Source organism: Massilia sp. YIM B02763 (assembly GCF_030412015.1).
GTDB lineage: Bacteria > Pseudomonadota > Gammaproteobacteria > Burkholderiales > Burkholderiaceae_D > Telluria.
Genome location: NZ_JASNRD010000014.1, coordinates 76,621 through 99,518, shown reverse-complemented (window position 1 = coordinate 99,518; position 22,898 = coordinate 76,621). Strand labels below are relative to the sequence as shown.

Here is a 22,898-nt window from a genome sequence, read left to right as displayed (position 1 = left end):
ATCGGATAAGATAGCGGACTCACCGCGCGGCCCCGCGCCGCATGACCCGAATTTGATTATGTCCCCCGACGAATACTGCCAACAAAAGACCGTCCAGAGCGGCTCCAGCTTCTACTACAGCTTCCTGTTCCTGCCGCCGGAACGCCGGCGCGCGATCACGGCGCTGTACGCGTTCTGCCGGGAAGTCGACGACACCGTGGACGAGACCAGCGACGGCTCCGTCGCCCGCATCAAGCTGGCCTGGTGGCGCAAGGAAGTGTCGAGCATGTACGGCCACGGCGACGGCAACCCGCCCACGCACCCCGTGATGCTCGCGTTGCAGCCCCACCTGGCCGTGTACGACCTGAAGGAAGCGCACCTGCTGGCGATCATCGACGGCATGGAGATGGACCTGGACCAGTCGCGCTACCTCGATTACGCCGGCCTGCGCAAGTACTGCTGGCACGTGGCCGGCGTCGTCGGCATCCTGTCGGCCAGCATCTTCGGCGTGACCGATCCCCGGACCCTCGAGTACGCCGAGAAGCTGGGACTGGCGTTCCAGCTCACCAACATCATCCGCGACGTGGGCGAGGACGCGCGCAAGGGCCGCATCTACCTGCCCGTCAACGAGCTGCAGCAGTTCGGCGTGACGGCGGCCGACATCCTCAACGCGCGCCACAGCGAGAAGTTCGAGGCGCTCATGAAGTTCCAGACCGAGCGCGCCCAGGGCATCTACGACGAGGCCTTCGCCCTGCTGCCCAAGGCCGACCGGCGCGCCCAGCGTCCCGGCCTGATGATGGCCGCGATCTACCGCACGCTGCTCGACGAGATCGCGCGCGACGGCTACCACGTGCTGAACCAGAAGATTTCGCTGACGCCGCTGCGCAAGCTGTGGCTGGCGTGGAAGACGTATGTTAAAGGCTGACAGCGAGGCTGACAGCGAGGCTGACTGCGCGGCTGACGGCGCCGACGTGGCGGTGGTCGGCGGCGGCTGGGCCGGTTGTGCCGCCGCCGTCGAGCTGGCCGCCGCCGGCTGCCGCGTCACGCTGTACGAAGCGGCGCGCACGCTGGGCGGCCGCGCGCGCGCCGTCGAGGTCAAGGGCCCGACCGGAGAACGGCGGCTGGACAACGGCCAGCACATCCTGCTGGGCGCCTACAAGGACAGCCTGAAGCTGCTGCGCCGCGTCGGCGTCGACCCGCGCGCCGCCTTCCTGCGCCTGCCGCTGCAGATGCGCTATCCGCCCGCCTCGGGGCTGATGGATTTCGTGGCCCCGCGCCTGCCGGCGCCGCTGCACGTGCTGGCGGCACTGCTGCGCGCCAAGGGTCTCGCGCGCGAGGACAAGCTGGCGCTCGCGCGTTTTTCGACGAGCGCGCGCTGGATGGGCTGGCAGCTGCACGCCGACTGCAGCGTCACGGAGCTGCTCGAGCGCTTCGACCAGACCCCGCGCCTGCAGCGCCTGCTGTGGGCGCCGCTGTGCATCGCCGCGTTGAACACCCCGCCCGAGCGCGCCTCGGCCCGGGTCTTCCTGGCCGTGCTGCGCGACAGCCTGGGCGCCAAGCGCGCCGCTTCCGACATGCTGCTCCCGCGCGTGCTGCTCGACGCGCTGTTTCCCGACGCCGCGCGCGGCTGGCTGGAAGGCCGCGGCGCCCGCGTGTTGACGGGTACCCGGGTGGGCAGCATCGCGCAGGACGGCACGCGCTGGCGCGTGGGCAACGATGCCGGCTGCCTGGTCCACGATGCGCTCGTCGTCGCCGCGCCGCCCTGGCAGGCCGCCAGCCTGCTGCGCGCGCTGCCGGGGCTGGAACAGACCTGCGCGCAGCTCGACGCCTTCGCCTACGAGCCGATTTCCACCGTCTACCTGCAGTACGATCCGGGCACCCGCCTGCCGCTGCCGTTCTGCGCCTTGCTCGATGCCCCCGAGCGGGGCCTGTGGGGCCAGTTCGCGTTCGACCGCGGCCAGCTCGACGCCGACGACGAAGGTGGCAAAGACGGCCAGGACGGCCTGCTGGCCGTCGTCGTCAGCGCCGCCGGCGATGCCGCGGCCCAGCCGCAGGAGGCGCTTGCGCGCGCCGTGGCGGCGCAGCTGGCGGACGCCTTCGCCATGCCGGGCCTGGCGGCGTCGCGCTGGAGCCAGGTCATCACGGAAAAGCGCGCCACCTTCGCCTGCGCCCCCGGCCTCGCCCGCCCCGCGAACGCGACGGCCCTGCCCGGGCTGTTCCTGGCCGGCGACTACACGGCCAGCGACTATCCGGCCACGCTGGAAGCGGCCGTGCGCAGCGGCGTGCAGGCCGCGCAGGCGCTGCTGAAGGGGCGCGCGCCGTGAGCCGGGTCCCGATTCCTGCCATCCGGCTGTCGCAGCCCCGTGCGGACTATCCCGCAAAAACGGCAGTCCGTCGCACCGCGCTGGCCTGCCCGGGCGCCGCTGCGTAGAGTGGGAGCATCGACAAGAATGTTGGCGGACATGCACATGAACCTCGTACTCGGCTTGCGTACCCTGGCCCTCCTGGCCGTCGTCGCCCTGGCGACCGTCGCGCTCGTCCATCCGGGCCTGGTCGGCGCCGGCGCGGCCCCGGACCCGGCCTTCTACGCCATGCCGGTCATCGGCCACCACTGACGCCGGGGCCGGAGGATAACGCATGGGCAAGCTGGAATATCTCGACGCGCTCAAGCGGGCCATGATGGGCCTGCAGCCGGACGTGCAGGCCAGGACGCTCGCCTACTACGAACAGCGCTTCGTCGACGGCGTCGCCGCCGGCCGCAGCGAGCAGGACGTGGCGGGCGAGCTGGACGAGCCGAAGAAGATCGCGATGACGCTGCGCGCCAGCGCCCACATGGCGAGCCTGTCGGTCCGGAAAAGCCCGGCCGGGGCGGCGCGCATGGTCGTGTCCGCGTTCGGCCTGGCCATCTTCAACCTGTTCATGCTCGTGCCGGCGATGGTCTACGCCTCGCTGCTGTGCGCCCTGTACGTGAGCGCGCTCGCGTTCTACCTGGCGGGCATCGCCACCACCGCCAGCGGCCTGGCCGGCACCAACGAGCTGGTGCTCGACTGGCCGAGCCGCTTCGTCACGATCGACGAGGACCGCGGCGAGCGCCAGATGCTGATCACCATCGGCGACCAGGGCATCCACGTGCGCCAGGAACGCGCCGAGCCGGCCGGCGACGACGGCGATGGCAGCGAGACCGACGCCGCCTCCGCCTCGCGGCGCTCGCGCGTGCTGCGCGGCGCCGAGGCGGTGGCCGACAGCACGCTGCGCATCAGCACGGACATGGACGCGGAATCGCGCACCACGCAGACCCTGCTGGGCGGCGGCATGGTGCTGGGCGGGATCGCGCTGCTGCTGGCCTCGCTCGTCGTCACGCGCTATACATGGGTGGGCTTCAAGCGCTACCTGCAGATGAACCGGTCCCTGCTCAAGGGCAGCTGAAAGGCGGCGATGCGCGCACTCCTGAAAATCGGCTTCGCCCTGCTGCTGCTGGCCTTCGTCCTGATCGGCGTCTCGTACAGCATGCTGCGCGCCCACGGCGGCAACGGCCCGTCCAGCCCGGGAAGCCGCCTCGTCGCCACCGACAAGCGCACGCTCGCGCGGGCGGCGACCAGCGTCGAGGTCAGCGGCCCCGTCAACCTGACGCTGCGCCAGGGCCCCGTCCCCAGCCTGGAAGTGCGGGGCGAGCAGCGCCTGCTGGCGAACATCGACACGGCGCTCGACGGCGATACGCTGCGCATCGGCCCGCGCGGCATCCTGTTGCGCCACCGCCAGCCGATCGAGGTCGCCGTCACGCTGCCGACGCTGGACAACCTGGCCGTCAACGGCAGCGGCGAGCATGCCGTCAGCGGCTTCGGCGGCGAGCGCATCGTCATCACGCTGGGCGGCTCGGGCACCGTGCGCTTCAACGGCCGCTACCGCGACATCGCGGCCAATGTGCACGGCAGCGGCGACCTCGAGGTCACGGGCGGCAGTAGCGACACGGTGACGGGCGACGTCGAGGGCTCGGGACGGCTGACCCTCGTCGGTTCCAGCCGCTCGCTCGCGGCCACCTTGCGCGGTTCGGGCGATATCGATGCGCGCCACCTGCGCGCCGAGGAGGCCGCGCTCGTGCAGGAGGGTTCCGGCGACAGCGCCGTGTACGCCAGCCGCGCCGTCAACGTGTCGCTCACGGGCAGCGGCGACGCCGTCGTCTACGGCAATCCGGACGAGCGCAGCGTGACGCGCCACGGCAGCGGCAGCGTCGTGTTCAAGGATTGACGCCTACTTGAGCAAGGCCGCCCGCTTGACGAACGTGAGGATGGCGTTCTCCTCGTCGCTCTCGATCCGGCCGCGATTCGGCTCGGTGACGAATTCCACTTCCACGCGGCGGCCGCGCAGCTTCGGGTCGAGCGCCAGCGGCGCCTCGCCCTCCTTGCCATCCACGAACCAGGCGGCGCAGCCCTTGTCGCCCACGCAAAAACCGCCCATCTGGACACCCTGGTCCGTCATCACGCGCAGGTGCGGGTAGTCGCCGCTGTCGGACGGCATCAGCACGCCCGTCGCGCGCGCCGTGCCCTTGCGCATGTCGGCCACCTTGCAGAACTTCGGCGCATACGATTCGCCCTCGAGCAGGTTGCAGCTGCGCTCGATCTCGCCCACGACCATGGCGCAGCTGTTGGCGACGTTGCAGGGCGGATGGGTGGCGGGCGACACGCGGGTGCACTGGGCCACGAGCAGGGCCGCGGGCTTCGCGCCCAGCTGCCGGGCGCACGAGGGTTCGGCGGCCGAGGCAGCCGAGGCGGCATGCGCGGCCAGTGCCGCCAGTGCGGCAAGGATGCAGGACAAGGTCTTGTTCATGGAATGACGGTCGTGACGAAACATTGCCATCCTAACATGATCGACCTCAGGGGCGCGTGCGCTCCAGCCAGGCCAGCGCGCCGCGGCCCGCCGCGCGGCCGCTGCCGAAGCAGGCCGTCAGCAGATAGCCGCCCGTCGGCGCTTCCCAATCCACCATCTCGCCGGCGGCGAAGGTGCCGGGGACGGCGCGCAGCATGCCGCCGGCGTCCAGGTCCGCGAAGCGCACGCCGCCGGCGCTGCTGATCGCCTCGTCGATGGGGCGCGGCCGCTTGACGACCAGCGGCAGCGCCTTGATCGCCCGCGCCAGCCGCGCCGGGTCGGCGTAGGCTTCCTTCGACAGGCACTCGTGCAGCAAGCCCGATTTCACGCCCTTGATGCCGAGGCGGCTCTGCAGGTGGCTGGACATCGAGCGCGTGCCGCGCGGCCGCGCCACCTCGTCCAGCACGCGCGCGGCGTCGTGGTCCGGCAGCAAGTCGACGAACACCGTGGCCTGGCCATCGCGTGCGATGCGTTCGCGGATGGGCGCCGACAAGGCGTACACGAGGCTGCCCTCGATGCCCGTCGCCGTGACGACGAACTGGCCCTTGCGCGCCAGCGGGACACCATCGACGTCGTCCAGCGCCAGCGCCACGGTGGTCAGCGGGGCGCCCGCATGGCGCTCTGCGAAATGCGCGCTCCAGTCGGCGTCGAAGCCGCAGTTGGCGGGAACGAGCGGCGCGACGTCCACGCCCGCCTGCCGCAGCAGCGGCACCCAGGCGCCGTCCGAGCCGAGCCGCGCCCAGCTGGCGCCGCCCAGCGCCAGCACGACGGCATCGGCCCGCTCGACGCGCTCCCCCTCGGGCGTGGCGAAGCGCAGCGCGCCGGCGGCCGGACTACCGTCCCACCCCAGCCAGCGGTGCCGCATGTGGAAGCGCACGCCCCCCTCGCGCAGCCGGTGCAGCCAGGCGCGCAGCAGCGGCGCGGCTTTCATGTCGGTGGGGAAGACGCGGCCGGACGTGCCGACGAAGGTATCGACACCCAGGTCGTGGATCCAGGCGCGCACGGCGTCCGGCGCAAAGCCGTCCAGCCACGGCGCGACGTCGGCGCGGCGGCTGCCGTAGCGGCCCGCGAACGCGTCCAGCGGTTCCGAGTGGGTGATGTTCATGCCGCCCTTGCCCGCCAGGAGGAATTTGCGCCCGACCGACGGCATGGCGTCGTACACGTCGACGGATGCGCCGCCCGCGGCCAGCACCTCGGCCGCCATCAGGCCGGCGGGGCCGCCGCCGACGACGATGGCGCGGCGCGAAGGGTCGGGAGTCTGGATCATGGCAGGAAGCGGCGTGTGCGAGGAAAGGCGTGCATTGTAGTCGAATGCCGGCGCGCCGGTCGATGTAAAGGGAGCTTGACATCTGGGAGGCATCGGCCTACGATGTCAAGCATCCTTTACATTCACCGCCACGACGAGGAGTCTCCCATGCACGAACGACGCGTCACGAAAGCGTATCACCGCGAGCTGTTCACGGCGCTTGCCGTCTACGTGGTCCTGTTGAGCGCGTCGATCGCGTTCGGCCGCCCGCTGCCCGAAGGTCCGCTGCGCACGGCCGTGCTGCTGCTGCCCATGGCCGGTTTCGGCCTGATGATCCGCGCCATCGCCCGCCACGTGCGCCGCATCGACGAATACCAGCGCCTGCGCATGCTCGAGACCCTGGGCCTCGCGTTCGCCATCACGGGCGCCGTCACGTTCAGCTACGGCTTCCTGGAGACGGCCGGCTTCCCGCGCCTGTCGATGTTCTCCGTCTGGATCGTGATGGGCGCGAGCTGGGCGCTGGCCTCGCTCGCCAGGGCGCGCGTGGAGCGGCGCCCGGAACCATGAAGAACCTGATCCGCGACCTGCGCGGCGCGCGCGGCTGGAGCCAGGCCCACCTGGCCGAGCTGCTGGACGTGTCGCGCCAGACCGTCATCGCCATCGAGACGGGCAAGTACGACCCCAGCCTGCCGCTGGCGTTCGCGATATCCCGGCTGTTCGCCCAGCCGATCGAAACCATCTTTTTCCCCGAGGAGTCCGTATGAAGTGCACGAAATCCCGCATCGCCGCCCTGCTGGTCGTTGTCCTCTGCATCGGCCAGGAAGTCCGCGCCATCGAACCGGCACCGGCCGCTGCCGCGCCGAGCCGCTACGCAGCCACGATCGCCCCGGCAGAACGCTTCGAGGTCGACGGCGTGCTGGTCGAACGCCACGGGTCGCGCGGCCGGCCCCTGATCCTCGTGCCGGGCCTGGCGAGCGGCAGCTGGGTATGGCAGGACACGATCCGCGCCTTTGCCGGCGACTACACGCTGTACGTGCTGACGCTGCCGGGCTTCGACGGCCGCCCGGCCGCCGGCGACCAACCGTTCGCCGCCGCGCAGGCCGCCGTCAAGAAGCTGATCGCCCAGCGGCGCCTGGACAAGCCCGTGCTGATCGGCCACAGCCTGGGCGGCATCCTCGGCTTCGCGCTCGCCGAAGACGGGCCGCAGCTGCTGGGCGGCATCGTCAGCATCGACGGCCTGCCCGTCTTCCCCGGCACCGAGGACTTCCCGCCCCAGCAGCGCACCCAGCAAGCCGCCACGATGCGCCAGCGCCTGGCGGGCATCCCGGCTGGCGCCTTCGCCGCACAGCAGCAGGGCTATATGCGCACGATCGGCGTGCTGGACATGGACAAGGCCGACGAGCTGGCCAAGCTGACGGGCCGCAGCGACCCGGCGTCGGTGGGCCGCTACACGGCGGACGTGCTGGCGCTGGACCTGCGCCCGGGGCTGAAGTCGATCGCCGCGCCGGTCCTCGTGCTGGCGCCCTACTTCGACCTCGACAGCCAGCAGCAGGGCCTGACGGAAGCGGCCAAGCTCGACTACTACCGCGCGCTGCTGGAGGGCGTGCCGCGCCTGCAGGTGACGGGCATCGCGCCGGCGCGCCACTTCGCCATGTTCGACCAGCCGGACAAGGTGCGCGACGCGATCCGCGCTTTCCTGCGCGGCCTCTGAGCTTCCGCATCCCCTGCCACCGTCGCCACGGCGCAGGCCGGGGCCCAAGTTCCGTGCGCTCCGGCGGCGTGGCGAAATTGGGCCCCGGCCTACGCCGGGGCGACGTGCTTTTCGTGCAACACCGCAGCTGGTACGGGCGATGCACCGCAATACGTAGCGAACCGGGCCACCATTAGAGCTAGCGCAAACAATGCTGCGTTCGCAAGGCAGATACTTGCGCTGCATTGCCGCATGCCGCCGGCACGGTTCGTGGCAAAAAGCTTTGGCATAAATTCAATTTTCGTCTTGACATGCCACTGGCTCAGCCTATTCTTATACGCACAACAATACGAACGATGCAGCCGGCGCCATGCGACACGGAGGCACGATTCGACACGTCGATCTGATCATCTTGGAGGATGAATATGTCGGTAATGACCCGTAGGACATTACTGGGCGCGATCGCGACCAGTCCGCTCTGGCTCCAGACGGCGTGGGCCCAGCCCACGCACCTCAAGATCTCCCATCAGTTCCCCGGCGGCAGCGTTGCCGAAGGCGATTTCCGCGACCGGCTGTGCCGCATGTTCGCCGCCGAGACGGAGCGCCGCACCAGGGGCAAGGTCAAATTCTCGATCTACCCGCGCTCCACGCTCATGAAGAGCGAGGCGCAGATCGGGGCGCTGGCCGCGGGCCGCCTGGACATGTCGCTGGTACCCCTGTCCTACGCCGCCGCCGACCTGCCCGAGGCCAATATCGGCCTGATGCCGGGCCTGGTGACATCCTACGAACAGGGTTACGCCTGGAAGAGCGCCGAAATCGGCCGGGAATTCAACCGCATCCTGGCCGACAAGGGCATCGTGATCCTCAGCTGGATCTGGCAAGCGGGCGGCATGGCGTCGCGCGCCCGGCCCATCGTCGATCCGGAAGACGCGGCCGGCCTGAAGGTGCGCGGCGGCTCGCACGAGATGGACCTGATCCTCAAGGAAGCCGGCGCCAGCGTCGTCGCCATGCCCTCGAACGAGATCCGCGGCGCCATGCAGCAGGGCCGCATCGACGCCGCCATGACCTCGTCGTCGTCGCTGATCTCCTTCCGCCTGGACGAGGTGAGCAAGTCGGTGACGACGGCGCGCAGCGGCGCCTACTGGTTCATGCTCGAGCCCCTGCTGATCTCCAAGGCCTCGTTCGACCGCCTGACGAAGGACCAGCAGAAGACGCTGCTGGCCGTGGGCGCCGACCTGGAAAGCTTCGCGCGCAAGTCGGCCCAGATGGACGATGCCTCGGTGGCCGCGCTCTTCCAGGGCAACGGCGGCCGCACGATCGACCTCACCGACGTCTCGCTGCGCAAATGGCAGGACCTGGCCCGCACGACGGCGTGGAAGGACTATGCCGACCGCAATGCCAATTGCGCACGCCTGATGGCGCTGGCGGAAAAGACGCTGGCGTGACCGCGTCGCCCCTGCCATCGCAGGGGTGACGGGCTTTGCGCGTCAATTCTCGCGTTATTTTCAAAAGTGTTTTGAGGATTAGGCGCTTTATCTGAAAAAGTGATCGCGTGCATAATGCGGGTTCATCGGGCCGGACATGGGTCCCGGCCGAACCACGCGAGAATAATATGCACGCATCCACACCATCCTCCAGCACTTCCTCCCGCACTTCCTCCACTGGGCAGCCGCACAGCGCCGCCCTGCCCCTGCTCGCCCTGGCCATCGGCGCCTTCGGCATCGGCACCACCGAATTCGGGCCCATGGGCATGCTCCTCACCATTGCCCAGGGCGTGAACGTGTCGATCCCGTCGGCCGGCATGCTCGTCTCGGCCTACGCCATCGGCGTCATGGTCGGCGCACCGATCATGACCCTGCTGCTGGCGCGCTGGCCGCGACGCAACGCGCTGATCGCCCTGATGGCGATCTTCACCATCGGTAATATCCTCTCGGCGCTGGCGCCGAACTACGCCAGCCTGATGGCGGCGCGCGTCATCACGAGTCTCACGCACGGCGCCTTCTTCGGCATCGGTTCCGTCGTCGCCGCCAGCCTCGTGCCGCGCGAAAAGCAGGCCAGCGCCGTCGCGGCGATGTTCACGGGCCTGACCATCGCCAATATCGGCGGCGTGCCGGCCGCCACCTGGGTCAGCGACAGCCTGGGCTGGCGCGAGTCGTTTGGCGCGATCGGCATGCTGGGCGTGCTGGCGATGGCTTCGCTGCTGATGTTCCTGCCCAAGGGCAGCAAGGGCGAGGCACCGGACGTGCGCAAGGAACTGAAGGTGCTGATGCGTCCCGTCGTGCTGCAGGCGCTGCTGACGACCGTGCTGGCCTCGGGCGCCATGTTCGCGCTGTACACCTACATCAATCCCGCGCTGAAGACGTTTACCCAGGCCTCGCCGGGCTTCATCACCCTGATGCTGGCCGTCGTCGGCATCGGCTTCACGATCGGTAACTCGGTCGGCGGCAAGCTGGCCGACCGTTCGATCGACAAGACGCTGGTGTTCTTCCTGGCCCTGGAAGCGGCGACCATGATCGCCTTCCCCTGGCTGGCCCAGAGCCAGGCCGGCGCCGCGATCGGCCTGCTGGTCTGGGGCATCGCGTCCTTCGCCCTGGTGCCGCCCGTGCAGATGCGCGTGATGCGCGCCGCGACGGAAGCGCCGGGCCTGGCCTCGTCAGTGAACATCGGCGCGTTCAACCTGGGCAATGCGATCGGCGCGGCGCTGGGCGCGGCCGTGCTGAACGCAGGCGCGGGCTATGCGGCCGTGATGTTCGGCGGGGCGGCGTTGACGGTGCTGGCGCTGGTGCTGGTCATCGTCGCGGCAATGCGCCACGGCGCAGCGGTCCAGGCGCATGCGGTGCGCGAGGAAGCGCATCACGGTTGATCACGGTCGATAAAAGCACCACAAATGCGTCGTCCCTGCGCAGGCAGGGGCCCAAGTTTGCCGGCGCAGTCGCAGCGCCGAGAAATTGGGCCCCTGTCTGCGCAGGGGCGACGGTCTTTTTAGCGGAAGTGAATCAGCCGCCCGTCACCGGCGGGAAGAACGCCACTTCGCCACCTTCCTTGACGGGCGTCTCGGGCGCGCACATGACGTGGTCGAAGGCCATGCGCAGTGCACGGTCGTGGGCCAGGGCGTCGGCCCAGGCGCCGCCGCGCGCGATGAGGAAGTCGCGCACGGCGCCGACGGTGGCCACGCCGTCCGGCAGCGCCACCGTCTCGCCCGGGGTGCCGAGGGCTTCGCGCACGCTGGCGAAGAAACGCAGGTTGATGTTCATGTCGGTATTCAGTACTGGAGTGAAGCGAACGGGATGAAGCGCACCGTGTCGCCACGCGCGATGCTTTGCCCCGGCGGGTTGTCGATCAGGCCATCGGCCCAGGCGGTGGACGTCAGCACGCCCGAGCCCTGGTTCGGGAACAGTTCCAGGCCGCCCGCGTCGTTCATGCGGGCGCGCAGGAATTCATTGCGGCGGTCGCCCTTGGGCCAGTCGAAGTCGGCGCGCATGGCGATCGTGCGCGGCTCCACGGTGCCCGTCACGCCTTGCAGGCGCAGCAGGAAGGGCCGCACGAACAGCAGGAAGGTGATGAAGCTCGACACGGGATTGCCAGGCAGGCCGATGAAGAACGCTTCGCCGTCGCCGCCTTCCTCGCCAGCCTCGCGGCGCACGGCGCCGAATGCCAGCGGCTTGCCCGGCTTGACGGCGATCTGCCACATGTTCAGGCGTCCTTCCGCTTCCACGGCCGGCTTGATATGGTCTTCCTCGCCGACCGACACGCCGCCCGAGGTGATGATCAGGTCGTGTTCGCGCGCCGCCTTGCGCAGCGTGTCGCGCGTGGCCTGCAGCGAATCCGGCACGATGCCGTAGTCGGTGAATGCGCAGCCGAGGTTTTCCAGCAGGCCGCGCAGGGCGAAGCGGTTCGAGTTGTAGATGGCGCCCGGCTTCAGCGGCTCGCCCGGCATGGCCAGTTCGTCGCCGGTGAAGAACACGGCCACGCGCAGGCGCCGGCGCACGGGGAGCGTGGCCAGGCCGACGGACGCCGCGAGGCCCAGTTCCTGGGCGCGCAAGCGGGTTCCGGCCGGCAGGATCACGCTGCCGGCGCGCACGTCCTCGCCGGCGCGGCGGATCCATTCGCCCGCCTTCGGCGCATGCCGGACGGTCACGTGGCCGCCGTCCGCCTCGCATTGTTCCTGCATCACGACGGCATCGGCTCCTGGCGGGATCAAGGCGCCCGTGAAGATGCGCGCCGCGGTGCCGGGTTCGAGCGGCTGGCCGACGCTGCCGGCCGGGATGCGCTGGGCGACGCGGAGCACCGCGGCGCCGCTCGCGCAATCGGCCGCGCGCACGGCATAGCCGTCCATCTGCGTGTTGTCGGCCGAGGGCACGTCCAGCAGCGAGACCTGGTCCTCGGCCAGCACGCGGCCGTTCGCCGCCAGCGTGTCGACGACCTCCACGCCGTCGACGGGACGCGCGCCGGCCAGCAGGAAGTCCAGCGCCTCGCGCACGGTCAGCATGGGCTTGCGCGCCGGCGCCTGGTTCTGGGCGCTCATACGGCCAACCCCGTGTGCGCCGCGATGAATTCCTTCATCTGCGCGACGTTCGGATGCATCACCACGAAGCGCTGCGGCAGCGACTCGATGTTCTCGAAGCCGGCCGGGCGCGCGGCGTCCGTGCCCAGCGCTTCCAGGATCGTTTCGTTGAACTTGGCCGCCAGCGCCGTCTCCAGCACGATCATCGGCACGGCCGGGTCGAGGTACTCGCGCGCGACCTTGATGCCGTCGGCCGTGTGGGTGTCGATGGTGATGCCGTAGTCGTCGAACACGGAGCGGATCGTCGCCAGGCGGTCCTCGTGGCGCGAGGTGCCGGACTGGAAGCCGTAGTTCGCGACCAGCTTGAATTCGTCGCCGTCGCTGCCCGGGCCGCCGGACAGGTCGAAGCCGCCGTGCGTTTCCACCTTGCGGAACAGCGCGTGGGTACGCTCGGCGTCGCGGCCGACCAGGTCGTAGACGAAGCGCTCGAAGTTCGAGGCCTTCGAGATGTCCATCGACGGGCTGCTCGTGTGGTACGTTTCGCTGCTCTTCCGCACGCGGTACACACCCGTGCGGAAGAATTCGTCGAGCACGTTGTTCTCGTTGGTGGCGACGACCAGCTTGTCGATCGGCAGACCCATCATGCGCGCGATGTGGCCCGCGCAGATATTGCCGAAGTTCCCCGAGGGGACCGTGAACGAGACCTTCTGGTCGTTCGACGTGGTGGTCTTCAGGTAGCCGCGGAAGTAGTACACGACCTGGGCGACCACGCGCGCCCAGTTGATCGAGTTGACGGTGCCGATCTTCTGGCGCGCCTTGAACTCGAGGTCGGAGGACACCGCCTTGACCATGTCCTGGCAATCGTCGAACACGCCCTCGACGGCGATGTTGAAGATGTTCGGGTCCTGCAGGCTGAACATCTGCGCGGTCTGGAAGGCGCTCATCTTCTGGTGCGGCGACAGCATGAACACGCGGATGCCGCGCTTGCCGCGCATCGCGTATTCCGCGGCGCTGCCCGTGTCGCCCGAGGTGGCGCCGAAGATGTTCAACTCGTCGCCGTTCTGCGCAAGCGCATATTCGAACAGGTTGCCCAGCAGCTGCATCGCCATGTCCTTGAACGCCAGCGTCGGACCGTTCGACAGGCCTTGCAGGATCAGCGTGCCCTGCCCGCCTTTCTCCAGCACGCGCAGCGGCGTGATCTCGCTGCTCGATTCGTCGGCGCGCGCGTTGCGGTACACGTCGGCCGTATAGGTGTTGGCCGTCAGGGCGCGCAGATCGGCGTCCGGGATGTCGGTGGCGAACTTGCGCAGGATTTCGTACGCGAGTTCCGCATACGACAGGCTGCGCCAGGCATCGAGCTCGGCGGACGTCACTTGGGGGTAGTCGCTGGGGAGATACAGGCCGCCGTCCGGCGCCAGGCCGCCCAGCAGGATGCTCGAGAACGTTTGGGGATTGCGTGCTGCGGACGCGCTCGTCGCGCGGGTGGACACATAATGCATACGGTAGAAAGATTCCGGGTTGGCTGGCGTGGGAGGTTAATTATAGTCCCGCCGCGGAAATATTGTCTTTTACCGAATATTGTTTGGTATCGTCGGAGAGAAGGGCGGCGCGACGGAACACCGGGGTCAGAGCCCTTCAGAAACAAAACCGGGCTCTGACCCCTCCCCCTACGGCAGGGGCCCGCGTTGTGCGGACGCCACGGGACCTAGGGTGGGCGCCCCGTGCCCACCATCGGCGCTGGATCAGCAGGCGGCGTGGTTGACCGTCACGACGTGGATCGCCAGGCCGCCCAGCGACGTCTCCTTGTACTTCGCCTGCATGTCCGCCCCCGTCTGGCGCATCGTCTCGATCACGTCGTCGAGGCTGACGAAGTGCGTGCCGTCGCCCTTGAGCGCCAGCGAGGCCGCCGTGATGGCCTTGATCGCGCCCATGCCGTTGCGCTCGATGCAGGGAATCTGCACCAGGCCGCCGATCGGGTCGCAGGTCATGCCCAGGTGGTGCTCGATGCCGATTTCCGCGGCATTCTCGATCTTGCCGTTGCTGCCGCCCAGCGCCGCCACGAGGCCCGCCGCCGCCATCGCGCAGGCGACGCCGACTTCGCCCTGGCAGCCGATCTCCGCGCCCGAGATCGACGCGTTCTTCTTGCACAGCATGCCGATGGCGGCGGACGTCAGCAGGAAGTCGCGGATGCCGCGCTGCGGGTCGCTGGGCCGGCAATCCTCGGCGTAGTAGCGCAGCACGGCGGGAATGATGCCGGCGGCGCCGTTCGTCGGTGCCGTGACGACCCGGCCGCCGGCCGCGTTCTCTTCGTTGACGGCCATCGCGTACAGGCTGACCTGGTTCACGGCGTCGTGCGGCAGGTGGTTGGCGGCGTGCTTCGCTTCCTGCTCCTGGCGCCACAGCTTGGCCGCGCGGCGCTTGACGTTCAAGCCGCCCGGCAGCTGGCCCTCGGTGACGAGGCCGTGGGCGATGCAGTCGCGCATCACGTGCCAGATGCGGTCCAGGCCCGCATCGAGCTCCTCGTTGCTCATGCGCGCGCACTCGTTCGCGCGCAGCATCGCGGGAATCGACAGGTCGTGGCGGCGGCCCTGCTCCAGCAGCTCGCCCATCGTGTTGAAGGGGAACGGCACGTTGGCGGCGGGCTGCGCCTCCTTGGCCGCCTGCGATTCGCCGGCCGCGGTAATGAAACCGCCGCCGACCGAATAATAGATGCGCTCGACCAGGCTGCCGTCCGCCAGGTGCAGCACGAAGCGCATGCCGTTCGGGTGCTCGGGCAGCGTCGACTGCTTGTGCCAGACGAGGTTCTCGCGCTGCGTGAACGGCACCGTCTTCGTGCCGAGCAGGCGCAATGCGCCGTCCAGCTCCGCTTCGGCCAGCTTGTCCTCGACGCGGTCCGGATCGACGTCCTGCGGCGTCTCGCCCATCAGGCCGAGGATCACCGCCTTGTCGGTCGCGTGGCCCACGCCCGTCAGCGCCAGCGAGCCGTACAGGTGCGCTTCCACGCCGACGACGTCGTCCAGCGAGCCTGCCTCCGCCTGGTAATCGTTCAGGAAGCGGCGCGCAGCGACCATCGGACCCACCGTGTGGGAGCTGGACGGTCCGATGCCGATCTTGAAGAGGTCAAATACGCTCATGTCCATGAGCTGTCTCCTGTGTTTCTCGTGTTGATACAAACGTCGTTCCCGCGCAGGCAGGAACCCATACTGGGCGGGCTAATCACCTTCAGCATGGGTTACCGCCTGCGCGGGAACGACGATGTTATACGTTATTTGTTATTTCAGGCGGCTTTGCCGAGGCCGACGTCGACATTGGCCAGCATGTCCGTCACCATCGCATCCACGCCGATGGCCGCCTTCCAGCCCCAGTCGGCGGTGGCACGGGCGTCGTCGAGGCTCTTCGGCCACGAGTCGGCGATCTGCTGGCGGCTGTCGGGCTTGTAGTCGATGCGGAACGAGGGCAGCTTGGCGGCGATGGCGGCGGCCAGCTCGCGCGGGTTGAACGACACGCCGGCCACGTTGTACGAGGAGCGGATCCCGACCTGTTCCGCCGGCGCTTCCATCAGCTCGACGGTGGCGCGGATCGCGTCCGGCATGTAGATCATCGGCAGCGTGGTTTCCGGGCCCAGGAAGCATTCGTAGACTTCGCCGCGCAGCGCCGCGTGGAAGATCGCGATCGCGTAGTCGGTGGTGCCGCCGCCCGGAGGCGACTTGAAGCTGATGATGCCCGGATAGCGGATGCTGCGCACGTCGACGCCATACTTGGCGTGGTAGTACTCGCACAGGCGCTCGCCCGCCAGCTTGCTGATGCCGTAGATCGAGGTCGGGTCCATGATCGCGTACTGGGGCGCGTCCGACGGCGTGTTCGGGCCGAAGGCAGCGATCGACGAGGGCCAGAACACCTTCAGCGGCTTGCCGGCCTCGCCGCGCTCGCGCGCGATTTCCAGGATGTTCAGCAGGCCGTCCATGTTCAGCGTCCAGGCTTTCAGCGGCGCCTTCTCGCCGGTGGCCGACAGCAGCGCCGCCAGCTGGTAGACCTGGGTGATGTTCTCGTCCGCGACGAGGCGCGCCACGGCGTCCTTGTCGAGCACGTCGACGCGGGTGTAGCGCTTGGCGCCGTAGACGTTGTCGGCGCCGATGTCCGAGGCGATGACGTTGTCCGCGCCGTGCTTGTCCGCCAGGGCGGTCACGAGTTCGCTGCCGATCTGGCCGTTGGCGCCGATGATGAGGATGCGTTCCATGCTGTTGGTCCTGTCTTTCTGGATTATTCCGATGTTCTTATTGCGTCTTGAGGATGCCCAGCTCGCGGCCGGCCTGTTCGAAGGCGGCCAGCACCGTGTCGAGCTGCTCGCGGGTGTGGGCGGCGGACAGCTGGACGCGCACGCGCGCCTGGCCCATCGGCACCACCGGGTAGAAGAAGCCCGACAGCAGCACGCCCAGTTCGAACATGCGGGCCGCGAATTTCTGCGCGACCGGCGCCTCGAACAGCATCACCGGCACCACCGGGTGCGTGCCCGGCTTGATGGTGAAGCCGATGCGCTCGATCTCCTTGCGGAAATAGGCGGTGTTCTCGTGCAGGCGGTCGCGCAGCTCGGTGCTCTTGCTGATGCGCTCCAGCACGGCCAGCGAGGCGCCGGCGATCATCGGGGCCAGCGTGTTCGAGAACAGGTAGGGACGCGACTTCTGGCGCAGCATTTCGATGACTTCCTTGCGGCCCGACGTGAAGCCGCCCATGGCGCCGCCCAGGGCCTTGCCCAGCGTGCCCGTGATGATGTCGATCTTGCCCATCACGCCGCAGTGCTCGTGCGTGCCGCGGCCCGTCGCGCCCATGAAGCCGGAGGCGTGCGATTCGTCGATCATGGTCAGTGCGCCGTATTTCTCGGCCAGCGCCACGATCTCGTCCAGCTTGGCGATGGTGCCGTCCATCGAGAACACGCCGTCGGTGACGATGATCTTGTGGCGCTTGCCGGCGTCGGTGGCCGCCTGCAGCTGCTTTTCCAGGTCGGCCATGTCGTTGTTGGCGTAGCGATAACGCGCCGCCTTGCACAGACGTACGCCGTCGATGATCGACGCGTGGTTCAGCGCGTCCGAGATGATCGCGTCGTTCTCGTCGAACAGGGGCTCGAACACGCCGCCGTTGGCGTCGAAGGCGGCCGCGTACAGGATCGTGTCCTCGGTGCCCAGGAAGCGCGACAGCGCCTGCTCCAGTTCCTTGTGCACGGTCTGGGTGCCGCAGATGAAGCGCACCGACGACAGGCCGTAGCCGTATTTCTGCAGCGCGGCTTCCGCCGCCTTCTGCGTCTCGAGGTCGCCGGACAGGCCCAGGTAATTGTTGGCGCACATATTGATCAGCGTGCGGCCGTCCTGGGCGACCACTTCCGCGCCCTGGCGCGAAGCGAGCACGCGCTCGGGCTTGAACAGGCCCTCGCACTGGAGCGTGTCGAGTTTCTGCTGGAGGGCGCTATAAAAAGCCTGGTCGCTCATAACCTTCGTCCTTTTTACTGTCCGGCTTGACCGGGGGTTGGCGGATGTTGTACCGTGGGTCGTTCGATGTCTTGAACTTGTTCTCTATGTCGAACGCGAATTCAATATATCGAATCTTACCCCTGGCCATTGAACTTGGCAAGCAAGAATATATAAGCTTAGATGAATACCGTCGTTACCAATAATGCACCTCCGGAAGTGGGCGCCACGCTGCAGCGCCTGCGCCTGGCGCGCGGCCTGACGCTGGAAGACCTGTCGCGCATCGCCGGCGTCTCCAAGTCGATGCTGTCGCAGATCGAGCGCGAGAAGGCCAACCCGACCATCGCCATCACCTGGCGCCTGGCCAATGCGCTGGGCGTGCAGATCGGCGAGCTGCTGTCGTCCGAGGTGCGCACCGCCGAGCATATCCGCGTGGTGGAAGCCCACGAGATCCCGACCCTGCCCGGCGCCCACGCCGGCTACTCGCTGCGCATCCTGGGGCCCATGGAGCTGGCGGGCAAGTACGAATGGTACGAACTGACGCTGCAGCCGGGCGGCGAACTGGCCTCGCAGGCGCACGACCCCGGCACCACGGAGCACCTCACCATCGTCACGGGCACGGTGGAACTCGAGGTGGGGGGAGAAAAGAAGAAAATCAAGCACGGCGCGACGGCGCGCTATCCGGCCGACCAGGATCACGTGATCCGCAACGCGGGCAAGGCCGAGGCGAAGGCGCTGATGGTGGTGGTGCACCGCTGAGCCGCTGCCGTCGCCCCTGCGGAGGCAGGGGCCCAATGTAATATCACGGCAACGCTTGCAAGATTGGGTCCCTGCCTTCGCCGGGACGACGTGCTACGACTAGCGGCCCAGTTGCGACAGCGCCGCGAATTCCTCGTCCGACAAGGCCACCTGCCACGCCCCCAGGTTCTCGCGCAGGTGCGCCAGGCTCGACGTGCCGGGAATCGGCAGCATCACGGGGCTGCGCCGGAGCAGCCAGGCCAGCGCCACCTGGCCCGGCGTGGCGCCGTGGCGGCGCGCGATGGCGTCGAGCACGCCGCCCGGCTGCAGCAGGCTGCCTGCCGCCAGCGGGAACCAGGGGATGAAGCCGATGCCGTGGTCCTCCGCATACGCCAGCACGTCCTCGCTCTGGCGCTCGGCCAGGTTGTAGCGGTTCTGCACCGTCGCCACGGGAAAATACCGGCGCGCTTCCGCGATCTCCTCCACGCCCACCTCGGACAGGCCCGCGTGCCGGATCACGCCCTGCTCCAGCAGCCAGGCGATGGCGCCGAACTGTTCGCCGCGCGGCACCGCCGGGTCGATGCGGTGCAGCTGCCACAAGTCGATCTGCTCCACGCCCAGCCGGCGCAGGCTGGCGTAGGCCTGCTGGATCAGGTATTCGGGGCGGCCCAGCGGTACCCAGTTGCCCGGCCCCGTGCGCGCCAGGCCGGCCTTGGTGGCGACGACGGTGCCGGCGCGGTACGGCGCGAGGGCGTCGCGGATCAGTTCCTCGGACACGTTGGGGCCATAGGAATCGGCCGTGTCGATGAAGTCCACGCCCAGTTCGGGCAGGCTGCGCAGCAGCGCGATGGCGCCGTCGCGGTCGGGCGGATCGCCCCACACGCCGGGGCCCGTGATGCGCATCGCGCCGTAGCCCAGGCGCCGGATCGGGGTGCTGCCGCCGAGCAGGAAAGTATCGTTGTTCGTCATGGTCGAGTCCTCGGTAGTGTGTGAAGGTTCAGGTGGGAAGGCGGCCGGCGCGGGCCTGGCGCTTGATCGCCTGCGGCGGATGGCCGAAGGCGCGCAGGAAGGCGCGGCGCATGCGCTCGGGGTCGAGGAAGCCGCTCTCGCGGGCGACCGCCTCGATGGGCTGGCTGGTGGTTTCGATGAGCTCGCGCGCGGCCTGCACCCGCAGCTGCTCGACGGCGCGCGCCGGCGTCTGTCCCGTCTCGGCGCGGAAGCTGCGGCTGAACTGGCGCCGCGACAGGCGCGCCGCATCCGCCAGCTCTTCCAGCGACAGCGGGCGGCACAGGTTGCCGCGCGCGTAGGCCAGCGCGGCCTGGATGCGCTCGGAGCGCGGCGCCAGGTCCACCGGGCTGGAAAACTGCGACTGCCCGCCGCTGCGCCGGTAGTACACGACCATGTGGCGTGCGATCTCGCGTGCCGCCTCGCTGCCCAGGTCTTGCTCGACCAGCGCCAGCGCCAGGTCGACGCCGGCCGTCATGCCCGCCGAGGTCCAGTACGGGCCGTCGTTGATGAAGATGCGGTCCGGCTCCACGCGCACGCCGGGATGGCGGCGCTGCAGCTCGGCGGCGAGGTTCCAGTGGGTGGTCACGCTGCGGCCTTCGACGAGGCCGGCCGCGGCCAGCAGGAACACGCCGCTGCAGATGCTGGCCGTGCGGCGCGCCCGGCTGCCGGCCTGCGCCAGGAAGTCGAGCAGCGCGCGCGGCTGGGCGTCGAGGTCGTCGCCGCCGAACACGATCATGGTATCGGGCGGGCCGTCGAGCGTGTCGAAGGCGACGGTGCCGACGCTGACGCCCGCCGAGCTGGGCACTGGCCCGCCCTGGCGCGACAGCACGTGCAAGCGGTAACGGGGGCCGCCGGGCTGGCGGTTGGCGAGCTCGAAGACGTTCAGCGCGGCCAGGTCGACCAGCTGGAAACCGGGAAAGGCAACAATCGCGATATCGCGAATCATGGAAGCACTCCTGTCGTTGTCACAGGAAGATCTTCCCAAAACGGAGCCCATGCGTTGGGACCGATATCCCTCGAATTCGGTCAATCGGCGGCGCTGCTCCCCTCGCGGCGGCCGGGCGGGGGTCAGGCTGCGGCCAGGCTGCGCGTCAGCACCTCGAAATCGGGCGGTTTCACGTAGTGCGCATCGAAGCCGGCATCCAGCGCGCGCAGGCGGTCGGCCTCCTGGCCGTAGCCCGTCAGGGCGACCAGGCGCAGGCCGTCGAACGACGCGTCGGCGCGCAACGCGCGCGCCACCTGGTAGCCATCGATGCCCGGCAGGCCGATATCGACGACGGCCAGGTCGGGACGCACGCGCTGCGCCAGCGCCAGGCCGGCGATGCCGTCGGCCGCTTCGGACACGCGCCAGCCGGCAGCCTCGAACTGCCCCGCCAGCATGCGCCGCGCGTCGTCGTTGTCGTCGACCAGCAGCACGGTCGAGAAGCTGCGCGCCGGCGCCACGGGCACCTTTTCGCCCGCGGGAACGGCCTCATGCGGCAGCGCGGCCAGCAGGGGCAGGCGCAAGCGGAACGTGCTGCCCTTCCCGCTGCCCGCGCTGTCGGCCTCGATGGTGCCGCCGTGCAGCGCGGCCAGGCGCTGCACCAGCGCGAGGCCGATGCCCAGGCCGCCCTGCGCGCGGTCGAGCGACACCGCCCCCTGCACGAAGATGTCGAACAGCTTCGGCATCAGCTCCGGCGCGATGCCCACGCCCGTATCGGCCACGTCCAGGCAGGCCATGCCCTCGCGCGCCTCCAGCACGATATCGATGCGCCCGCCGGGCGGCGTGTACTTCAGGGCATTCGTCACGAGGTTGCCGACCACCTGCTCGATACGGGTGCGGTCGCCCCGCACCCACAGGCGCTGCAGGCGGGACGCGAGCACGTGCTCGACCCGGCCCGCCACCCGCAGCGCGGACACCGTCGATTCGACCACCGCCGACAGCTCGACCGGCTGCATCTCCAGCTTGATCTTGCCGCGCGCCAGGCGCGCCAGGTCCAGCAGGTCGTCGACGATGCGCGTCAGGTGCCGGCTCTGGCGCACCAGGATGTCCTGGGCGTTGCGTTTCATGGCCGGGTTCGGGCTCTCCATCCCCAACAGCTGGGCGGCGCCCACGATGCCGCTGAGCGGATTGCGCAGCTCGTGGCTCAGCATGGCGAGGAAGTCGTCGCGGATGCGCACCTGCTCCTCGGCCAGCCGGCGCGCGTCCTGCTCGCGCGCCAGCAGGCGGCCGCGCTCCCGGTCCGCCTCGGCCAGCTTGCGTCCGGCGTCGCGCATCGCATCCTGCAAGGCGTCCACTTCGGCGATCCCGGTGGCGGAATGCCGGGGTTCTTCGCCGCGGCCCAGCATGGCGGCCGTCGCGGCCGCCCCGGCGATCGAACGCAGCAGCCGGCGCCCGAAGAACACGGCGGCCCCGCTCGCGCACAGCAGCGCCACCAGCATGCCGGCGGCCGCCAGCGTCGTCGCGCGGCGCGCGGCGCCTTCGATCTCGCCCGCGGGCACGCTGACGGCGACGATCCACCCCGACATCGGCGAGCGCGTATAGGCATGGTAGGAGTCCACGCCCGAACGGTTGCTGTAGCGGATCTGGCCCTCGGCGTGCGCGTTCGCCGCGTCCATCAGCGCGGGATTGGCATGCGTGCCCAGCCGCGTCGGCAAGCGCGAGCGGGCGACGTAGTGGCCGGCGCGGTCGATCACGGACAAGGTCCAGCTCGGCGGCATGGTGCGGCGCGCGATCAGCTTGCTGAAATAATCCGGCGCGAACACGGACCCCAGCACGTAGCGCCGCCCGCCGTCGAGCGGCACGGGGACGTTGATCGTCGTGACGGGGATCTGCTGCAGCGCGCCGATGATCAGGTCCGATACCACCGTCTGCTGGGTCTCGATGACGCGGCGCGTGCGCGCCCGCACGTAGTCCGGCGCGGGCCGCAGCGGCTGCCCATACGGCGCCACCGTATTGATGATCTGCTGGCCCTCGGCGTCGAACAGGATCGTCCTGCCCCCTTCGCCGCGGTCGGCGCTCCTGGCGTGGTCGTAGAAGGCGCGGATGTCGCCGCTGGCCAGGTGCGGCGAGCGCGCCAGCACGCGCAGCGCGGCTTCCGCGCTGCTCAGTTCACGGTCCACCAGCAGCGCGGTGGCGCTGACGGTCTCCGTGAGCGCCTGCAGCGCGGCTTCGCGCTCGGCACGCAACAGCGTCTGCAGGGCGACGGCGGCGAACAAGCAGATCGGCAGGACGATGGCGCCGACCATGATCAGTAAATACGCGCGGATTTTCATGCGGGATTCCGCCGCTCGGGGCGACAGGATATATTTGGACAAATGCACTTCCTGCATTATGCCTCAGCGGACGCCCTCGTCCGCCAAGGCTTGCCATTCCGGCCGGCGATTTCGCTGCCGGCGCATCCCGTGGCGTCGGCAGCGTACAACAATCGC

Annotated in this window: 22 protein-coding genes; 11 read left to right on the top strand and 11 right to left on the bottom strand. The window is 69.2% G+C overall.

Features of this window, described 5'->3' with window-relative positions:
• Nucleotides 1-58 precede the first annotated feature (58 nt).
• The 5 genes from hpnD (at nt 59) to QPK32_RS17680 (ending at nt 4,224) form a co-directional block, all read left to right on the top strand.
• Nucleotides 59-904, top strand: coding sequence for a presqualene diphosphate synthase HpnD (hpnD, locus tag QPK32_RS17700; protein WP_290414118.1), 846 nt, complete (start codon nt 59-61; stop codon nt 902-904).
• On the top strand, nt 891-2,303 hold the full coding sequence (gene hpnE, locus QPK32_RS17695; RefSeq protein ID WP_290414117.1) for a hydroxysqualene dehydroxylase HpnE: 1,413 nt from the start codon (nt 891-893) through the stop codon (nt 2,301-2,303). Before hpnD ends, hpnE begins: the two co-directional genes overlap by 14 nt.
• Before the next feature lie 144 nt (nt 2,304-2,447).
• On the top strand, nt 2,448-2,594 hold the full coding sequence (locus tag QPK32_RS17690) for a hypothetical protein (protein WP_290414116.1): 147 nt from the start codon (nt 2,448-2,450) through the stop codon (nt 2,592-2,594).
• Nucleotides 2,595-2,616: 22 nt separating this feature from the next.
• The gene (locus tag QPK32_RS17685; protein WP_290414115.1) at nt 2,617-3,405 is read left to right on the top strand and encodes a DUF1700 domain-containing protein; all 789 of its coding nucleotides are present in this window, start codon (nt 2,617-2,619) and stop codon (nt 3,403-3,405) included.
• 9 nt (nt 3,406-3,414) lie between these two features.
• Nucleotides 3,415-4,224: a GIN domain-containing protein gene (locus QPK32_RS17680; protein WP_290414114.1), complete on the top strand. Its 810-nt coding sequence runs from the start codon at nt 3,415-3,417 to the stop codon at nt 4,222-4,224.
• Nucleotides 4,225-4,227: 3 nt separating this feature from the next.
• On the opposite strand, the gene QPK32_RS17675 is transcribed toward QPK32_RS17680, so the two are convergent.
• Together QPK32_RS17675 and QPK32_RS17670 are read right to left on the bottom strand one after the other, a co-directional pair.
• Entirely contained in the window at nt 4,228-4,803 is a 576-nt protein-coding gene (locus QPK32_RS17675) for a hypothetical protein (protein ID WP_290414113.1), read from the bottom strand.
• A 46-nt stretch (nt 4,804-4,849) separates the two neighbouring features.
• Nucleotides 4,850-6,109, bottom strand: coding sequence for a TIGR03862 family flavoprotein (locus QPK32_RS17670; RefSeq protein ID WP_290414112.1), 1,260 nt, complete (start codon nt 6,107-6,109; stop codon nt 4,850-4,852).
• Nucleotides 6,110-6,256: 147 nt separating this feature from the next.
• Here QPK32_RS17670 and QPK32_RS17665 point away from each other — a divergent pair, with 147 nt between their 5' ends.
• The 5 genes from QPK32_RS17665 (at nt 6,257) to QPK32_RS17645 (ending at nt 10,641) form a co-directional block, all read left to right on the top strand.
• Nucleotides 6,257-6,655 (top strand): hypothetical protein, encoded by a 399-nt coding sequence (locus QPK32_RS17665; RefSeq protein WP_290414111.1) that lies wholly within the window; start codon nt 6,257-6,259, stop codon nt 6,653-6,655.
• Nucleotides 6,652-6,852, top strand: a complete 201-nt coding sequence (locus QPK32_RS17660) for a helix-turn-helix transcriptional regulator (RefSeq protein ID WP_290414110.1) — start codon at nt 6,652-6,654, stop codon at nt 6,850-6,852. The genes QPK32_RS17665 and QPK32_RS17660 overlap by 4 nt, the downstream gene beginning before the upstream one ends.
• The gene (locus QPK32_RS17655; protein WP_290414109.1) at nt 6,849-7,799 is read left to right on the top strand and encodes an alpha/beta fold hydrolase; all 951 of its coding nucleotides are present in this window, start codon (nt 6,849-6,851) and stop codon (nt 7,797-7,799) included. Before QPK32_RS17660 ends, QPK32_RS17655 begins: the two co-directional genes overlap by 4 nt.
• A gap of 404 nt (nt 7,800-8,203) precedes the next feature.
• A complete protein-coding gene (gene dctP / locus QPK32_RS17650) occupies nt 8,204-9,223 on the top strand; it encodes a TRAP transporter substrate-binding protein DctP (protein WP_290414108.1) in 1,020 nt (339 codons plus the stop codon).
• Nucleotides 9,224-9,390: 167 nt separating this feature from the next.
• Complete coding sequence (locus tag QPK32_RS17645) at nt 9,391-10,641, top strand: MFS transporter (RefSeq protein ID WP_290414107.1); 1,251 nt, start codon at nt 9,391-9,393, stop codon at nt 10,639-10,641.
• A 133-nt stretch (nt 10,642-10,774) separates the two neighbouring features.
• On the opposite strand, the gene moaD is transcribed toward QPK32_RS17645, so the two are convergent.
• The 6 genes from moaD to QPK32_RS17615 all read right to left on the bottom strand — a co-directional run bounded on the left by moaD (nt 10,775) and on the right by QPK32_RS17615 (nt 17,762).
• Nucleotides 10,775-11,032, bottom strand: a complete 258-nt coding sequence (moaD, locus tag QPK32_RS17640; RefSeq protein WP_290414106.1) for a molybdopterin converting factor subunit 1 — start codon at nt 11,030-11,032, stop codon at nt 10,775-10,777.
• An 8-nt stretch (nt 11,033-11,040) separates the two neighbouring features.
• Nucleotides 11,041-12,267 carry a gephyrin-like molybdotransferase Glp gene (gene glp / locus QPK32_RS17635; protein ID WP_374046763.1) on the bottom strand — a complete coding sequence of 409 codons (1,227 nt, stop codon included), beginning with the start codon at nt 12,265-12,267 and terminating at the stop codon, nt 11,041-11,043.
• Nucleotides 12,268-12,299: 32 nt separating this feature from the next.
• Nucleotides 12,300-13,781 carry a threonine synthase gene (gene thrC, locus QPK32_RS17630; protein ID WP_290414104.1) on the bottom strand — a complete coding sequence of 494 codons (1,482 nt, stop codon included), beginning with the start codon at nt 13,779-13,781 and terminating at the stop codon, nt 12,300-12,302.
• A 243-nt stretch (nt 13,782-14,024) separates the two neighbouring features.
• Entirely contained in the window at nt 14,025-15,422 is a 1,398-nt protein-coding gene (locus QPK32_RS17625) for an L-serine ammonia-lyase (RefSeq protein WP_290414103.1), read from the bottom strand.
• Between the two features lie 137 nt (nt 15,423-15,559).
• Nucleotides 15,560-16,519, bottom strand: coding sequence for an NAD-dependent epimerase/dehydratase family protein (locus QPK32_RS17620; protein WP_290414102.1), 960 nt, complete (start codon nt 16,517-16,519; stop codon nt 15,560-15,562).
• 37 nt (nt 16,520-16,556) lie between these two features.
• Nucleotides 16,557-17,762: a glycine C-acetyltransferase gene (locus tag QPK32_RS17615; RefSeq protein WP_290414101.1), complete on the bottom strand. Its 1,206-nt coding sequence runs from the start codon at nt 17,760-17,762 to the stop codon at nt 16,557-16,559.
• A 162-nt stretch (nt 17,763-17,924) separates the two neighbouring features.
• Between QPK32_RS17615 and QPK32_RS17610 the strand changes: the two genes are divergently transcribed.
• Complete coding sequence (locus QPK32_RS17610) at nt 17,925-18,500, top strand: helix-turn-helix domain-containing protein (protein ID WP_290414100.1); 576 nt, start codon at nt 17,925-17,927, stop codon at nt 18,498-18,500.
• Between the two features lie 99 nt (nt 18,501-18,599).
• Here the strand turns inward: QPK32_RS17610 and QPK32_RS17605 are convergent, their stop codons facing one another.
• The 3 genes from QPK32_RS17605 to QPK32_RS17595 form a co-directional block, all read right to left on the bottom strand.
• Nucleotides 18,600-19,448, bottom strand: coding sequence for an aldo/keto reductase (locus tag QPK32_RS17605; protein ID WP_290414099.1), 849 nt, complete (start codon nt 19,446-19,448; stop codon nt 18,600-18,602).
• A gap of 28 nt (nt 19,449-19,476) precedes the next feature.
• Complete coding sequence (locus QPK32_RS17600; protein WP_290414098.1) at nt 19,477-20,433, bottom strand: GlxA family transcriptional regulator; 957 nt, start codon at nt 20,431-20,433, stop codon at nt 19,477-19,479.
• 122 nt (nt 20,434-20,555) lie between these two features.
• Nucleotides 20,556-22,742, bottom strand: a complete 2,187-nt coding sequence (locus tag QPK32_RS17595; protein ID WP_290414097.1) for an ATP-binding protein — start codon at nt 22,740-22,742, stop codon at nt 20,556-20,558.
• Nucleotides 22,743-22,898: the final 156 nt, after the last annotated feature.